The 15656-nt window shown below is 71.5% G+C and carries 11 protein-coding genes, 1 tRNA gene and 1 pseudogene; 4 read left to right on the top strand and 9 right to left on the bottom strand.

Going from position 1 to position 15656, the window contains the following annotated elements; all coding sequences use genetic code 11:
• Positions 1–361: 361 nt before the first annotated feature.
• The gene (locus tag D450_RS0120435; RefSeq protein WP_017540511.1) at positions 362–1597 is read left to right on the top strand and encodes an ABC transporter substrate-binding protein; all 1236 of its coding nucleotides are present in this window, start codon (positions 362–364) and stop codon (positions 1595–1597) included.
• Between the two features lie 735 nt (positions 1598–2332).
• Here D450_RS0120435 and D450_RS0120430 read toward each other — a convergent pair.
• From D450_RS0120430 to D450_RS0120410, 5 genes are all read right to left on the bottom strand, one after another.
• Positions 2333–3139 carry an ABC transporter ATP-binding protein gene (locus D450_RS0120430; RefSeq protein ID WP_017540510.1) on the bottom strand — a complete coding sequence of 269 codons (807 nt, stop codon included), beginning with the start codon at positions 3137–3139 and terminating at the stop codon, positions 2333–2335.
• Positions 3139–3978 (bottom strand): ABC transporter ATP-binding protein, encoded by an 840-nt coding sequence (locus D450_RS0120425; RefSeq protein ID WP_017540509.1) that lies wholly within the window; start codon positions 3976–3978, stop codon positions 3139–3141. The genes D450_RS0120430 and D450_RS0120425 overlap by 1 nt, the downstream gene beginning before the upstream one ends.
• Before the next feature lie 34 nt (positions 3979–4012).
• A complete protein-coding gene (locus tag D450_RS0120420) occupies positions 4013–4999 on the bottom strand; it encodes a branched-chain amino acid ABC transporter permease (RefSeq protein WP_017540508.1) in 987 nt (328 codons plus the stop codon).
• Positions 5000–5014: 15 nt separating this feature from the next.
• On the bottom strand, positions 5015–6427 hold the full coding sequence (locus D450_RS0120415; RefSeq protein ID WP_017540507.1) for an ABC transporter permease subunit: 1413 nt from the start codon (positions 6425–6427) through the stop codon (positions 5015–5017).
• Between the two features lie 700 nt (positions 6428–7127).
• Complete coding sequence (locus D450_RS0120410; RefSeq protein ID WP_017540506.1) at positions 7128–7703, bottom strand: ANTAR domain-containing response regulator; 576 nt, start codon at positions 7701–7703, stop codon at positions 7128–7130.
• A 146-nt stretch (positions 7704–7849) separates the two neighbouring features.
• Between D450_RS0120410 and D450_RS0120405 the strand changes: the two genes are divergently transcribed.
• The 3 genes and pseudogenes from D450_RS0120405 to D450_RS34825 all read left to right on the top strand — a co-directional run.
• Positions 7850–7935: transfer RNA gene (locus tag D450_RS0120405), tRNA-Leu, on the top strand.
• Between the two features lie 43 nt (positions 7936–7978).
• On the top strand, positions 7979–8809 hold the full coding sequence (locus tag D450_RS0120400) for a helix-turn-helix domain-containing protein (RefSeq protein ID WP_017540505.1): 831 nt from the start codon (positions 7979–7981) through the stop codon (positions 8807–8809).
• A gap of 179 nt (positions 8810–8988) precedes the next feature.
• Positions 8989–9927: pseudogene (locus tag D450_RS34825) on the top strand (DUF1266 domain-containing protein); the annotation flags it as partial.
• Positions 9928–10780: 853 nt separating this feature from the next.
• On the opposite strand, the gene pyk reads toward D450_RS34825, so the two are convergent.
• From pyk to D450_RS0120375, 4 genes are all read right to left on the bottom strand, one after another.
• A complete protein-coding gene (gene pyk / locus D450_RS0120390) occupies positions 10781–12211 on the bottom strand; it encodes a pyruvate kinase (RefSeq protein ID WP_017540504.1) in 1431 nt (476 codons plus the stop codon).
• Between the two features lie 159 nt (positions 12212–12370).
• Positions 12371–13279, bottom strand: coding sequence for a hypothetical protein (locus tag D450_RS0120385; RefSeq protein WP_017540503.1), 909 nt, complete (start codon positions 13277–13279; stop codon positions 12371–12373).
• Between the two features lie 103 nt (positions 13280–13382).
• On the bottom strand, positions 13383–13784 hold the full coding sequence (locus D450_RS0120380) for a DUF2784 domain-containing protein (protein ID WP_017540502.1): 402 nt from the start codon (positions 13782–13784) through the stop codon (positions 13383–13385).
• 393 nt (positions 13785–14177) lie between these two features.
• Positions 14178–15632 (bottom strand): glutamate synthase subunit beta, encoded by a 1455-nt coding sequence (locus D450_RS0120375; RefSeq protein WP_017540501.1) that lies wholly within the window; start codon positions 15630–15632, stop codon positions 14178–14180.
• Positions 15633–15656: the final 24 nt, after the last annotated feature.

Genomic DNA, 15656 nt, shown 5'->3' with positions numbered 1-15656 from the left:
CCCGAGATCAACAAGGGTGTCGGTGCGGGCGGCCGGGGCCCGGAGAGTTCCACAACGCCAGCGGACACGACACATGCCCGCACACGCCCCGCGACCACCCCATCACCCGCCCGAACTGCGACGACGCCGCCCACCTCCGGTTGTGTCGCCCTTCACTACGACCCGATAACGGCATGAACCCGACTCGGCAGCAACAGAACCGGCCTTCTTCCGAAACCGCCCCAGAGCGAATTAAGCTCCGCTAACGCAGTCGGTTAAGCGTGTCAGGCGGACGGCGGATCCCCCGCCGCCCGGACGCGCCCCGCTGAGCCGCCTGCCCCGACCTCGAAACCGATCCAGCCGGTTGAACGGAGAGACCTGAATGCCGAGCACCAAGGCCCTCAGCCTCACAGCTGCGGCCGCGGCCCTCACCCTGGGCCTCACCGCATGCGGCGGCGACGGCGGAAACGGCGGCGGAGGTGGTGAAGGAGACGCCCTGCAGTTCGGGTTCGTCTTCCCCCAGACCGGTGACCTCGCCCACCTCGGCCCGCCCCAGGAGTCGGCCGCCAAGTACGCCCTGCAGGAGATCAACGCGGCCGGCGGCGTCAACGGCGCCGAACTGCCCGACTTCCTCGAAGGCGACGAGGCCAACGACGCCGCCCAGGCCAACGACGCCGCCCAGCGCCACGTCGACCAGGGCGCCGACATCATCCTGGGCGCCGCGGCCTCGGGCATGACCCAGGCCATCATGGACACCGTCACCAGCAACGAGGTGGTGCAGTGCTCGGGGTCCAACACCGCCCCCGGGCTGGCCGAGGAGGACGAGACCGGCTACTACTGGCGCACCGCCCCCAGCGACCTCCTCCAGGGCCCCGTGCTCGCCGAGAAGATCGCATCCGACGGGCACCAGAGCGTCGCCGTCACCTACCGCGCCGACGACTACGGCGAGGGCCTGGCCAACGCCGCCGCCGACGCGCTCGAGGAGAACGGCATCGAGGTCGTCTACAACGAGGGCTACGACCCCAACGCCCCCAACTTCGACGCCGTCGTCACCGAACTGGCCGGGGCCGAGGCCGACGCCACCCTCATGGTCTCCTTCGAAGAGGGCGTGCAGATCATCACCGGCCTCATCGAAGAGGGCGTGGGCGCCGACCAGATGTACGCCACCGACGGCCTCAACGACGAGGGGCTCGCCGAGAAGGTCGACTCCAGCGACCCGAGCACGGTCTCCGGGTTCCAGGGCACCGCGCCCGACGTCGGCAGCGACGACTTCCTGAGCGGCCTGACCGAGTTCGACTCCGAGCTGGAGGTCTTCCAGTTCTCCGGCCAGGTCTACGACTGCGCCGTGGTGACCGCCCTGGCCGCCGAGCAGGCCGGCAGCAACGACCCCACCGAGTTCGTCGGCGAGATCGAGGGCGTCTCCAAGGACGGCACCGAGTGCACCTCCTTCGAGGAGTGCAAGCAGCTCATCGCCGACGGTGAGGACATCGACTACCAGGGCGTCAGCGGCCCGCTGAACTTCGACGAGAACGGCGACGTGACCTCCGCGACCTTCCAGGTCTACGGATTCGACGACGAAGGTGTCCACTCCAAGCAGGACACCATCACCGTCCCCTAGCCCCACGGGCGAGGGGCCGACGCCCCCTCGGGGCGGACGCTGAAGGCCCCCGCGCGGTGAGAACCGCGCGGGGGCCTTCTCCATGTGCACGAGCCGCCGGGGCCCGGGGGCAGAGACGCGAGGGCCGGGGCCCGAAGGCGGAGGTCCGCACCGCGATCCGCCAGGCCGAGGCCGAGCCCCCGGCGACGGTTCCAGGACGGTTCCGGGACCGCTCCACGGCGGGGGGACGGACCCCACGGCGCCGAGCACGGCTCCTGGACCCTTCCAGCGCCCGAGCATCTCCCTCCCCCACCCGAGGAGAGAGACCGGCAGCGTCACCGGCCGGGCAGCTCGCAGACCAGCCCGGCCACCGCCCAAGTCGCCTCAGGCCGCCCCCGGGTGGGGCAGGCCCCCTTCCCGCACCCTCACGGAGGAACCGCTAGCGGAGCCCCCAGGTCTGCTCCAGTCTCTGGCCGCCTTCTAGGCCGAACCACGCCGCCACTCGCAGGTCGGCCCCAGCCCCACCCGGCCACCGGCTCTGCAACCCCTCAGGTCGGCGCACAGGCCGGGACGGACGCCCCTCTCCGATCGCCCGCACCCGCCGTCGCCGACCACAACACCACCCCCGCAGAACGGCCCACCCGCGGCGCCGAACGCTCGCCCCGCCCCCACAGCACGCGAACGGGGGCGGCGCCCACGGCACCGCCCCCGTCGAACAGCCGGATAACCGAACAGCCGAGCAGTCGGCCGACGGCCTCAGTCCGCCTTCGCCAGCGTCCCCAGGTACAACTCGATCACGTTCGGGTCCTCCAACAGCTCCCGACCCGTACCCGTGTAGGCGTTCCGCCCCTGGTCCAGCACATAGCCGCGGTCACAGATCTGCAGGCACCGGCGGGCGTTCTGCTCCACCATGATCACCGACACCCCCGCCGCGTTGATCTGCCGGACCCGCTCGAACACCTCGTCCTGATAGATCGGCGACAGCCCCGCCGTCGGCTCGTCCAACAGCACCACCGACGGCTCCATCATCAGCGCCCGGCCCATCGCCACCATCTGGCGCTCACCGCCCGACAGCGCCCCCGCCTTCTGCCGGCGGCGCTCCGCCAGCAGCGGGAACAGCTCCGCCACCACCGCGAACCGCTCCCGGAACGCCTTCGGGCGCAGGAAGACCCCCATCTCCAGGTTCTCCTCCACCGTCAGCGACGGGAACACGTTCTGGGTCTGCGGCACGTACCCCACGCCCCGCTCCACCAGCTCGTGCGCGCTCAGGTTCGCGATCGACGACCCCCGCAGCACCAGCTCGCCCCCGCGCACCGGCAACAGCCCGAAGACCGTCTTGATCAGCGTGGACTTGCCCGCCCCGTTCGGACCGATCACGCCCACCACCTCGCCCTCGCGAAGCGTCAGCGTGCACCCGTCCAGGATGTTCACCTCGGGGATGTAGCCCGCCTTGACCTCATCCGCCACCAGCAGGAACTCCGAACGGTCCTGCACCGGCCCCGAAGCGCTGTGCTCCAGCACCTCCTCGCGGGCCTCCTGGCGCGCCTCCTCGCCGTCCGCCATCAGGCCTCCTCCCCCGCACCCGGCGCGGTGCCGCCCGGCTCGTCGTGGTGGGCGCCCAGGTAGGCGTCGACCACCTCCTGGTTCGACCGGATGTCGTCCGGCCGCCCCTCGGCGATCACCCGCCCCTGGGCCAACACCACGATCCAGTCGCTGATCCCCATGATCACGTCCATGTCGTGCTCCACGAAGAGCACCGTCAAGCCATCGTCCCGCAGCGAGGTGATATGCCCCAGCAGCGACTGCACCAGCGCCGGGTTCACCCCCGCCATCGGCTCGTCCAGCATCACCATCGACGGGTTCACCATCAGCGAGCGCGCCATCTCCAGCAGCTTGCGCTGGCCGCCCGACAGGCTCCCCGCCAGGTCGTCCTTCTTCGCGTCCAGCTTGAACCGCGCCAGCAGCTCCATCGCCCGCGCCCGGTTCTGCTCCTCCTGGCGCCGCCACACCGGCCGGTACAGCGCCCCCAGCAGACGCTCACCCGCCTGCCCCGGCGCCGCCAACAGCATGTTGTCCAACACCGTCAACCGGGTCAGCGCCTTCGTCAGCTGGAACGTGCGCACCATCCCCTGGCGCGCCACCCGGTGCCCGCCCAGGCCGTTCAACCGCCGGCCCTCGAACGACCACTCGCCCGCGTCCACCCGGTCGAACCCGGTCAGCAGATTGAACAGCGTCGACTTGCCCGCGCCGTTCGGGCCGATCAGCGCCGTGATCGTCCCCCGCTGCACCTCCAGGTGCTCCACGTCCACCGCCGTCAGGCCGCCGAACGAGCGGCGCACCCCCGACGCCTTCAGGATCGGATCCGGCTTGGCCACGCCGGCCGCGGGCTCGACACCGGCCATCCGATCGCGCACCGCCTCCCCGGCGGTCCTCGACTCACTTGACATTGACCAGCATCTCCTTGCGGTCGCCGATGAGGCCCTGCGGCCGGTACACGATCAACAGCACGAGCGCCAGACCCACGAACGCGTGCCGCAGCGCCCCGATGTCGCTGCCGTCGACGAACGGCAGCAGGTCCGCCGAGACCAGCGCCCGCAGCGTCTCGTCGAACGCCGTCAGCAGGAACCACAGCACCATCGGGCCCAGCACCGCGCCGAACGTCCGCGCGGCACCGCCCAGCAGCAGCATCGCCCACAGGTAGAACGTCACCTGCGGCATGAACTGGTCCGGGGTGATGTTCTGCTGGTTGATCGCCAGCATCGCACCGCCCAGGCCGCCCAGGACACCGCCCAGCACCAGGCTCTGCGTCTTGTAGACGAACACGTCCTTGCCCAGGCTGCGCACCGCGTCCTCGTCCTCGCGGATGCCCTTGATGACCCTGCCCCACGGGCTGTGCATCAGCGACGCCGTCAGCGCCAGCGCCAGCGCCACCAGGCCCCAGGTCACCACCATCAGCCACAGCTGGTTCTCCGTGAAGTCCACGCCCAGCAGGCCGTAGCGGCCCGACGGGATCGGATTCGCGGCGTAGAAGCCCTCCGCCAGGCTCTGGCGGCCGTACACGCCGCCCGTCAGCGGCCGCGCGAACTCCGCCCGGTAGATCAGGCGGCCCGCCTCGGCCACCGCGATCGTCGTGATCGCCAGGTAGTCGGCCCGCAGCCGCAGCGTCGGGATGCCCAACAGCAGGGCCAGCACCGTCGCGCACGCGATGCTCAGCAGCACCGCCGTCCACAACGACAGCCCGAACGTGCCCACGCCGATGCCCACACCGTAGGCGCCCACCAGCATGAAGCCCACCTGGCCGAAGTTCAGCAGGCCGGTGTAGCCGAAGTGCATGTTCAGCCCGATGGCCGCCAGCACGTACACCGCCGCGATCGGGCCCACCGCCGTCTCCAGCGACAGGACCAGGATGTTCCAGAAGTCCATGATCGAACCGCTCCCCTAGCCCACTCGCTCACGGCGGCCCAGGATCCCCTGGGGCCGGACCAGGAGCACCAGGATCATGATCCCCAGCGCCCACACGTTCATCAGCTGCGGCGAGAACCACAGCGTGGACAGCATCGCGACCAGGCCGACCACGAGGCCGCCGACCATCGCCCCGTAGGCCGTCCCCAGACCGCCCAGGATCACCGCCGCGAACATCAACAGCAGCAGGTGGAAGCCCATCTGCCAGTGCACCGTCGCGTTCAGCCCGTACAGCACGCCGCCCAGAGCCGACAGCGCACCGCCCAGGCCCCACACGTACAGCGTCACCCGGTCCACGTCGATCCCCGACGACTCGGCCAGATCCCGGTTGTCGGCCACCGCGCGCATCGCCTTGCCCATCCGGGTGAACTGCAGCATGCTCGCCACCAGCACCAGCACGACCACCGCCACCAGCAGGATCCCCGCATCGCGCGGCGTGATCGAGACCGGCCCCAGCTCCCAGGCCTCCTGGATCCGGAACTGGGGGTACTTGTCGCGGCGAGCGCCGAAGACCACCAGCAGCATGTGGCGCAGGACCAGCGAGAAACCGATCGTCACGATGAACATCTGGATCAGCGCCACGTTCCGGCGGCGCAGCGGCCGCCACAGGAACCGCTCCAGGCCCGCGCCGAGCGCACCGCCCAGCACCACCGCCAGGACCAGGCCCAGCACCAGCGGGTTGAACACGAAGTCCAGCACCGGCACGCCCTCGAACACCTCGTGCAGCGAGGAGAACAGTGTCATGTTGGCGAACATCATCGCCATGAACGCCCCGAACGTGACCATGTCGCCGTGCGCGAAGTTGATCATCCGCGTGGTGCCGAAGATCAGCGACAGCCCCACCGACGAGATCGCGATGATCAGCCCGAACGTCAGGCCCGCCACCGTGAGCTGGAAGAACCTGTCGGAGAACGACGCCCCCGCCTCCGCGCCGGGGACCTCCTCCCCGGCCTCGTCCGAACCGGCGCCGGCGTCCCCGCCGCCGTCCTCGTCCTCGGTGGCCTCCTGCGAGGCCTCGGCGGACTCCTCGGCCGCCTCCGCGGGCGTCTGCAACCGGAAGACCACGGTCCGCTCCTGCTCCGGGCGGACGGACACCTCCAGCTCCGACCCCGGCTTCTCCGGGACCACGTACTCATCGGGAATCGAGCCCTCGTCCAGGACCACCCGGTAGTCGCCCGGGCCGGGCAACCCCACTTCCCACTTTCCTTCAGAGTCGGTGGTGGCCTCACCGATCACCTCGTCGCCCTCGAACCCTTCGTAGACCGTGATCTCCAGGCCTTCGATGGTGGTCGGCTGACGAATCTGACCGTTGAGGTTCTCACCGCCCTGGGCGTCTGCCGCTGCCGTTCCTGGGATCACCATGAGAGCGGCGATCACGGCGAGCAGCACAGTCACGAGGCGTGTGCGCACGCGCGCTCCTTGCGCATCTGAGAACTGGACCGGCCCCGGACGGTTCGCCCGGAACCTGGTGTTTTCCATCGGTGGCGCGAGTTTAGCCCGGTTTAGGCGGGTCGTTCAGAAGGTCTAATGCGACGTGATCCAACCGGTACCCCGTCGTGCAGATCTGTGACCGGATCGGAATGGGACCCGTCTGCACGCGGGACGGGAGGACGCGGTAGACACGCGCGCGGCGCCGCCTCCGGACACCGGGGCCACGCGGGGCGCGAGAGGCCGGGACGCCGGGAGGGCCGAGGAACCGGGACTCCGGGCAGGGCACGGCGGGGCACGGGGCACGGGGACACGGCGGGAAGCCGAAAGGGATCGGCCGGACCCACGGGGCGGGGGCGAACGGTGAGAGGACCGGGGGCGGGCGCGAAGCGGCCAACGCACGGGAGCCGGGCGTGAAAGCAGGGACCGGACATGAAAAGGGCCCCGCCGCGGATGCGGCGGGGCCGGATGTGCACGGAGAACCGGGAAGGAGCGCGTGAGCGCGGGCGCGGCGCGCGGATCATCGCGGTGCACCCGGCTCGGCGCCGCCTCCGTTCGGCGGCCGTGACGAAACGGCGATCGGGGCGCCCGCAAGGCGAGCGGGCCGGACCGACGGGGTTCAGGGGCGCCGGGGATCGCCCGGACGGCCGCCCGACCCTCATCAGCCCTGCTGCTGCTCCTGTTCGAGCGTCTCGACCACGGTCTCGGCGACCTTGCGCATCGTCAGTCGGCGGTCCATGGAGTTCTTCTGGATCCAGCGGAAGGCCTCCGGCTCACTGAGCCCGTGCCGGCTCTGCAGCAGCCCCTTCGCCCGCTCGACGAGCTTGCGGGTCTCCAGGCGGTCCTGCAGGCCCGACACCTCGGCCTCCAGAGCGGACAGCTCGGCGTACCGGCTGACCGCCATCTCGATGGCGGGCACCAGGTCCGACTTGCTGAAGGGCTTCACCAAGTAGGCCATCGCCCCGGCGTCGCGCGCCCGTTCGACCAGCTCGCGCTGCGAGAAGGCCGTCAGGATGACGACAGGGGCGATGCGCTCGGCGGCGATGCGCTCGGCCGCCGAGAGCCCGTCCAGGACGGGCATCTTGATGTCGAGGATGACCAGGTCGGGCTTGAGTTCGGCGGCGAGTCGTATCGCCGTCTCCCCGTCGCCCGCCTCGCCCACGACGGCATAGCCGTCCTCCTCGAGCATCTCCTTGAGGTCCAGCCGGATCAGGGCCTCGTCTTCCGCGATCACCACGCGGCTCTGCGTCGTCGTCACGAACACGAGGGTACCGAGAACGTGTAGACTCTGGGACGTCGGCTACCCTGCCTCCGCCCAGGACATCGAGCTGACACCCTCAAAAAATGGACATTGAGGACAAATACCCCAATTTCCACAAACACGCCGGAATGGTGGAAAGGTAGACACTATCGCCTCAAAAGCGATTGCCCTCCGGGGCGTGTGGGTTCGAATCCCACTTCCGGCACCAACAGGCGCGCGAGCGCCTTTTTTATTGTCTGTGGATATCGAACATGAGTGCGACCGCGCCGCTCATACTCGAACCCATGTACCCTCGCAAAGTCGTCGACGAGGCCCTGCGGCTGCACGCACAGGGCTGGACCGACCGCCAAGTCGCGAACGCCGTGGGCGTCTCGATCTGGACCGTCCGCCACTGGCGGACGGGACGCCGACGCCACCCGACCACTAAAGCCGGCAGGACTACTTACTGCCCGCCCTGCTCAGGAGCCGAGATCGACAAGGAGGCCTACGCATACCTGCTCGGCCTCTACCTGGGCGACGGCCACATCGTGCACTGCCGAAAAGGGGTGTTCCTGCTCTGCATCTTCTGCACGGCCGTGTACCCCGACCTGATCGAGGAGTGTCGGACGGCGATGGGGAGGGTCTTCCCGGTCTCCCCCGGCCTCAGGACCAAGGAGGGGGTCGGCATGGTGATCGTCCGGGCCTCTTCGAAACACTGGCCCTGCATATTCCCCCAGCACGGCCCGGGTCAGAAGCACAGCCGTCCCATCATCCTCCAGCCTTGGCAGGCGGAGATCGTCCAGGAGACTCCTCAGCCGCTCATCCGAGGGCTGTTCCATTCAGATGGATGCCGGGTGGCGAACAAGGTGCGACGCAAGGTCGCCGGCGACTGGAAGCACTACGCCTACCCCCGTTACTTCTTCTCGAACACCTCGCAGGACATCCACGACATCCTCGGCTCGGCCCTGGATCTCGTCGGCGCGGAGTGGAAGCTGAACTGGAAGAAGCCCTCCAAGGAGGGCTATCGCGATCCCGGCGTCCTCTCCGTCGCCAAGCGCGACTCCGTCGCCCTCCTGGACACCTTCATCGGTCCGAAAAGCTGATCCGTCACATCCTTAACCTGGACTCCGCTCCAGGTCACTCCCCGTGGTCACATCACGGCCACAACCTGAGCACAACACGTGGGTTTCGTCGCCATGACGGCCGAGAGTCACCGATGCTGGATGTGGGAGTGTCGCGGACGCGCGCCCTTCGGCGTCGTCCGGTGCGAAGGGAGTGGGCGGTGCTGACCGCGGTGGCCGGGATCCTCGGAGTCCTGGTGATCGGTTCCTGGGCGGTAGTGGCCTGGGCTTCCAAGCGGCGGCAGCCGTGGCTATTGGCCCCGCTGGCGCTGCTCGTCGTCGTGCTCGTCGCCACCGGCCAGGGCGGCTGGGCGTTCCTCCCCATCGTCCTGCTCTTGGGTCTCTCCTTCGCCGAGCTGGTGATCGGCTCCCGCGAGTCCCCCTCCCTGCGCGCGCGGGACCGGGACGGCCCGCTGAGCACCGAGCGCTGGGCGGTGGCGGTGGCCGCGCCGTTCCGGGTGGCGGTGGCCGAGCCGTGGGACGTCATCTCGCGCCCGCAGCTGCGCCGCCGCTATCGGAGCGTCCTGGAGGAGGAGTGGGGCATCACCGACCGCGCGGGCCTGCTCGCGACGGTCGAGGCCCTGTGGGAGGAGCTGCATTCGAGCCCCCGGGCAGAGCTGGTGATCGATCTGCACACCGGGGTGGCGCGCACGCGCCTTCCCGAGGGGGCACGCTCCCCGGCCGCGGAGGAGGCGTTCACGGAGCAGCAGGTGCGGCTCACGCCCGAGCAGGTCGAGCGGATGCGCGAGGTGACCGGCGCGGAGGACGCGGGCGAGTCGGTGGTGGTCGGCTCCTACGGGTGGTGGAAGTCGGCGCACCTGGTGCGGTTGGCGTGCGGCGGCGCGACGCTGAACTGGTTGAGCCAGGCGGAGACGCAGAACCTGCTGCGGCGGGTGGCGACGGACCTGCAGCGCCGCTTCTCGGGCTGGGACCGGCTGTCGGCTGCGTTCCACGGCGGGTACCTGCTGTGGCGCGGGGGCGCCGACGGTGACGGCGAGCCGGACCGGGTGTGGACGGCGCTGGGGATCCTGGCGACCGATGACGACAGCCCTTGGCGGCTGCTGCCGTGGGACATGCCGCTGGAGCGGGTGCCGTACGAGACGTCGGGGACCGGTGAGGGGTCGTACATGCTTCCGGGCGCCGTGACGGGTGCCGGGGCGCCGGAGGGCGGCAGGCCCGATGAGGGGTCGGACGCCGTGGCCGAGGAGGAGGCGCGCGCGGACCGGGAGGGCGAGGCCGCCGGGTCCGGTGGACGCGTCGGCGGCGCCGGTTCCCCGACGACGGGCGCGGGCGACGGCCCGGCGGGTTCGGGCGGCCCTGGTGCGACCGGGGGCGGTGGCCCTGTGCTCGGCCACCCCGCCATCGACGGCCCTCTGTTGGACGTCGAGGAGGTGCCGGACGCACCCGAGTCGCCCGGCGGCCCGGGCGATGAGGGCCCCGCCTCTGAGGGATCGTCGGCGGTTCCCGCCGACGGGGAGGTTCCTGGCGGGGATGCGGCCGAGGCGGCGCCGACCGGTGAGGCGGAGGACCCGCCCCGGCCGCGCGAGGAGTCGCGGGGCGGAGGCGCGTCGGCGGCGGACGGCGGCGCGTTGGGCGGCCTGGAGGGCGGCACGACGGGTGCCCGTCGACGCTGACGCCGTGGTCTGAGTGGTCTGAGCGTTCTGGGCTCTGACGTGGGCTCCGGACCGGTCCGGAGGCACGGGTCGCGCTCCTTCTCCGTCCGCCTCGGTGAAGGAGGTCGTCCGCGGCGCTCCCCCGCGGTCTCCGCGGGGCGCCGGCGGGGTGGGGGCGGTCGGCAGGCGCGGGCGCCTGTTGGCCGGTCCGCCGCCCCCTCAGGCCCCCGCCCGGGATGCGTCCTCGGGACGTTCCCGGGTGCGGGGCCTGTCGGCGGGGCGTCGTCGGCGGGGACGGTGGTCGTCCCTCGGCCGGTTCCCCTGCCGGTTCAGCGGCGGATCACTTCCCGTGCGTGATGGCGTCACCGATGCGGTGCACGCGCAGGGAGTTGGTGGAACCGGGGGTTCCGGGCGGACTTCCCGCCACGATGACGATCGTGTCGCCCTTCTGGTAGATGCCCATGTCGAGGAGCTCGGTCTCGACCTGGCGGACCATCTCGTCGGTGTGGTCGACCCAGGGGACGCAGTAGGCGTCCACGCCCCACTGCAGGGAGAGGCGTCCGCGGGTGGCGTTCTGTGTGGTGAAGGCGATGAGCGGGACGGGCGAGCGGTACCGGGCGAGGCGGCGGGCGGTCTCGCCGGACATGGTGAAGGCGACGAGGGCCTTGGCCCCGATGGTGGCGCCGACCTCGGCGGCGGCGCGCGCGATGGCGCCTCCGGTGGTCTCGGGGACCCGGTTGAGGATGTGGGAGGCGCGCAGCGACTCCTGTTCGGCGGCCACGACGATGCGGTCCATGGTGCGGACGGTCTCGACGGGGTAGGCGCCGACGCTGGTCTCGCCGGAGAGCATGACGGCGTCGGCGCCGTCGAGGACGGCGTTGGCGACGTCGGAGGCCTCGGCGCGGGTGGGCCGGGGCGCGTTGATCATCGATTCGAGCATCTGGGTGGCGACGATGACCGGCTTGGCCTTGTCGCGGCAGCGCTCGATGGCGCGCTTCTGCACCATGGGGACGTTCTCCAGGGGCAGTTCGACGCCGAGGTCGCCGCGGGCGACCATGACGCCGTCGAAGACCTCGATGATGTCCTGGAGGCGCTCGACCGCCTGGGGTTTCTCGATCTTGGCGATGAGGGGGACGCGGGTGCCCTCCTCGTCCATGATGGCGTGGACCTCGTCGGCGTCGGAGGGGCTGCGCACGAAGGACAGGGCGACCATGTCGACGCCCTGGCGCAGGGCCCAGCGCAGGTCCTCTTCGTCCTTGTGGGTCAGGGCCGGGACGCTGACGGCGACGCCGGGCAGGTTGAGGCCTTTGTGGTCGGAGACGGGGCCGCCGATGACGACGCGGGTGTGCACGTCGGTGCCGGTGGTCTTGGTGCACTCCAGCACGATGCGGCCGTCGTCGATGAGGACGCGGTCGCCGGGGCGGACGTCGCCGGTGAGGCCCTTGTAGGTGGTCGAGACGCGGCGGGCGTCGCCGGGGGCGTCGTCGACGGTGATGGTGAAGGGGTCGCCGGGGGTGAGGTCGACGGGGCCGTCGGCGAAGGTGCCCAGGCGGATCTTGGGGCCCTGGAGGTCGGCGAGGATGCCGACGTTGCGCCCTTTCTCTTTGGCCGCCGCGCGCACGTTCTCGTAGTTGGCGCGGTGGTCGTCGTGGGTTCCGTGGCTGAGGTTGAGTCGTGCGACGTCGAGGCCGGAGTCGACGAGCTCGGAGAGGATCTCCGGGCTGGCCGTGGCCGGGCCGAGGGTCGCGACGATCTTTGCTCGTCGTGTCACTCTTCCCACTCTAGAGCGTCTGTGGGCCCTGGTGGTCTAAACCAGGTTGCGAACGGGCGACCGGTGGGTGGCGGGGGCGGGGCCGCGGTGCGTGGGGGGCGTGTCGGGCCGGGGCCCGGTGAGGGGCCGGGGTGGCGGCCCCTCACCGGGGCCCGGGGGTCAGGGCCCGGGGTTGCGGTCGGGGGCGCCGGTGGTGAGGCGTCCGTAGGCCTGGAGGGTGAGCAGGCGGCGGATGGTGGTCATGCCGCGCCATTCCTCGGTGGCGGTGGCGGTCCAGTGCTCGCGGACGGTGTCCCAGCCGCCGTCGGGGCGCTGGGCGGCTTCGAGCAGGTCGAGGTTGCCCTGGATCTCGTCGTCGCTGAAGAGGCGGCGGGCGAGGCTGCGGGGGTGGGGGGCGAGGTCGAGGGGGCGGCGGACGGTTCCGGGGCGTTCGGGGTCGGTCTCGATGACGGCGCGGATCATGGGGGTGAGGCGGGCCAGGGCGGTCTCGGCGCGGTCGCGGTCGGGGGCGTGTTCGAGGAAGGCGCAGACGGCCTGGGCCTCGTCGGGGTCGGTCCAGTGGAGGGCGTCGATGCGGGTCCAGCAGAAGGCGGTGGCGCGGTCGCGCCAGGAGCTGGGGGTGTGGTGCTTGTGGAGGAGGGCGACGATGGCGGCGGTGGGGCGCAGGGCGCCGGCGGGGTGGTCGGCGGCGAGGGTGCGCCAGTGCGGGGAGGCCTCGGTGTGCAGGGCGGCGGGGGTGACCGGGGGGACGCCGCCGTTGGGGTGGCCGACGGCGGTGAGGTAGGTGGTGGTGGTCCGGGCGAGCTCTTCGGTGATGGGGCCGAGTTCGTCGTGGTAGCGCAGGGCGTATTTGACGGCGAGGGGCTGGCTTCCGTGTCCGCGCAGGTCGGGGTAGAGGCCGTTGCCGTAGCCGCCGTCGACGTTGCGGTAGGCCTCCAGGACGGTGCGGACGGGTTCGGCGGGTCCGCCGGTGAACAGGTGGGCGAAGCGGTGCCGGTCGAGGAGGCGTGCGGAACGCGAAATGAAGTGCTCTGCCGTGTGCAGGGCGTTGGATTTCACGGTGGTCATGCCGTGATTGTGCACCCGGCCCTGCCCGGCAAACGTGGCCGACATACCCAGTTTGGGGGATTTTGCCGGTTTTATACTCGGGCAAATCGGACGCAAATTCGCGTCAAAGGTCGCGATTCTCACGCATCCTTAACGCGCTCCCCCGCGAGCGGCGGCGCGCGGCGAGCACCGCCGCCCCCGTCCAGGAGGCCGCCACCGACAGCGCCGCCCCGAGCCGGGCCGTCACCAGGTGCCCCTCGGGGTAGACGACCCCGGTCAGGTAGTGCTCGATGAACCCCTCCGCCGGGAGCCCGGCCTGCCCCGCGCGCAGGCGCGCCCAGTCCTCGACGTGGGTCAGCGGGCAGTCCCACCCCACCAGGGTGATGGCCAGGGCGTAGGCGGCGACCAGGGCGTGCGGCCAGAACAGGGCCGGCCACCGCCAGGCGAGGAAGCCGCCGACGGTGACGTAGACGAGGAAGGCGAAGTGCAGCAGCATCGCGGCCTCGCCGAGGAGCCGGTACCCCATGCACCGACGGTATCCCGCGCGCACCGGACGTCCCAAGGCCGCGCCCCTGGGGGAAGGCGCCCCCGGCCCGCTTGCCGAGGCGCCGGACGTCGCACCGGGTCCGCACGGCCCGCTCACCGCCGCGCGCCGCGGCCGGCCCCGCAGGCGCACCTCCGCCTCCCCGGCCCCCTGGAGGTGCGCCGCCGCCGACGGCGCCTGGCCGCGGCCCTCCTGCACCGGAACCGGTGGACCCGCCCTACGGCGGCGCCCCTGCCCACGGCCGGGGCGGTGGGCAGCGGCACCGCCCGCGGCCGGTCGTGCGCCGGGCGGAAGCGCGCGGAGCCGCCCCTCGGGGTGAACGCTCCGAGTGAGGGGCGGCTCCGGGAGGGGGGGGCTCAGCGGTCCCCTCCCCCGTCAGACCAGCGGCCGCTCCGTCGGCGGGATGGCCGTGGGAAGAGCGGAGTCGGCGCCCAGGTAGCGGTCGACGCCCGCGGCCGCCGAGCGGCCCTCGGCGATCGCCCACACGATGAGGGACTGGCCGCGGCCCATGTCGCCGGCGCAGAAGACGCCGTCGACCGTGGTGGCGTAGTCGCCGTCGCGGACCACGTTGCCGCGCCCGTCCAGCTCCACGCCCAGGTCCTCGACCATGCCCTCCTTCTCCGGGCCGACGAAGCCCATGGCCAGGGTGACCAGCTGGGCCGGGATCTCCCGCTCGGTGCCGGGCACCGGCTCGAAGCCGGAGTCGGTGCGCTCGACGTCGACGAGCTTGAGCGCGCGCACCCGCCCCTGGTCGTCGCCGAGGAACTCCACGGTGTTGACCGAGTAGACGCGCTTGCCGCCCTCCTCGTGGGCGCTGGTGACCTTGTAGACCGCCGGCATGGTCGGCCAGGGCTGGTGGTCGGGCCGCTTCGCCGGGGGCTTGGGCATGATCTCCAGCTGGGTGACCGACCGGGCGCCCTGGCGGTGGGCGGTGCCGATGCAGTCGGCGCCGGTGTCGCCGCCGCCGATGACGACGACGTCCTTGCCCTCGGCGGTGATGGCCGGGTCCCGGTAGTCGCCCTCCTGCACCCGGTTGGCCAGCGGCAGGTACTCCATGGCCTGGTGCACGCCGTCCAGCTCGCGGCCGGGCACGGGCAGGTCGCGGGAGCGGGTGGCGCCCCCGGCCAGCAGCACGGCGTCGTTCTCGGCGCGCAGCTCCTTGACGGTGATGTCGGTGCCGATGTCAATGCCGGTGCGGAACCGGGTGCCCTCGGCGGCCATCTGGGCCAGGCGGCGGTCCAGGTGGCGCTTCTCCATCTTGAACTCGGGGATGCCGTAGCGCAGCAGCCCACCGATGCGGTCGGCCCGCTCATAGACGGTGACGTCGTGTCCGGCGCGGGTGAGCTGCTGGGCGGCGGCCAGCCCGGCGGGGCCGGAGCCGACCACGGCCACCTTCTTACCGGTGCGCACCGCGGGGGGCTGGGGGCGCACCCAGCCCTCCTCCCAGGCCCGGTCGATGATGGAGACCTCGACGTTCTTGATGGTCACCGCGGGCTGGTCGATGCCCAGCACGCACGCCGACTCGCACGGGGCCGGGCACAGCCGCCCGGTGAACTCCGGGAAGTTGTTGGTGGCGTGCAGGCGCTCGATGGCCTCGCCCCAGTCGTGCCGGTGCACCAGGTCGTTCCACTCGGGGATGAGGTTCCCGAGGGGGCAGCCGTTGTGGCAGAACGGGATGCCGCAGTCCATGCAGCGGGAGGCCTGCTTGGTGACGGTGCCGCGGTCGAAGTCCTCATAGACCTCGCGCCAGTCCTGGATGCGGACGTCGACGGGCCGGTGCGCGGGAAGCTCGCGCTCGGTGATCTTCAGGAAGCCCTTGGGGTCGCCCATGGTGCGTGTTCCCTCCTCTCTCGG

This window comes from Nocardiopsis halophila DSM 44494 (assembly GCF_000341245.1).
Lineage (GTDB): Bacteria > Actinomycetota > Actinomycetes > Streptosporangiales > Streptosporangiaceae > Nocardiopsis_A > Nocardiopsis_A halophila.
Note: the sequence above shows the minus strand (reverse complement) of the source record. Positions and strands in the feature narration are given on the sequence as shown.

Excerpts from the sequence above, each read along its gene's own strand:
- D450_RS0120435 (WP_017540511.1), top strand. The coding sequence starts at position 362 with ATGCCGAGCACCAAGGCCCTCAGCCTCACAGCTGCGGCCGCGGCCCTC.
- D450_RS0120430 (WP_017540510.1), bottom strand. The coding sequence starts at position 3,139 with ATGGCGGACGGCGAGGAGGCGCGCCAGGAGGCCCGCGAGGAGGTGCTG.
- D450_RS0120425 (WP_017540509.1), bottom strand. The coding sequence starts at position 3,978 with ATGGCCGGTGTCGAGCCCGCGGCCGGCGTGGCCAAGCCGGATCCGATC.
- D450_RS0120420 (WP_017540508.1), bottom strand. The coding sequence starts at position 4,999 with ATGGACTTCTGGAACATCCTGGTCCTGTCGCTGGAGACGGCGGTGGGC.
- D450_RS0120400 (WP_017540505.1), top strand. The coding sequence starts at position 7,979 with ATGAGTGCGACCGCGCCGCTCATACTCGAACCCATGTACCCTCGCAAA.
- D450_RS0120385 (WP_017540503.1), bottom strand. The coding sequence starts at position 13,279 with ATGACCACCGTGAAATCCAACGCCCTGCACACGGCAGAGCACTTCATT.
- D450_RS0120380 (WP_017540502.1), bottom strand. The coding sequence starts at position 13,784 with ATGGGGTACCGGCTCCTCGGCGAGGCCGCGATGCTGCTGCACTTCGCC.
- D450_RS0120375 (WP_017540501.1), bottom strand. The coding sequence starts at position 15,632 with ATGGGCGACCCCAAGGGCTTCCTGAAGATCACCGAGCGCGAGCTTCCC.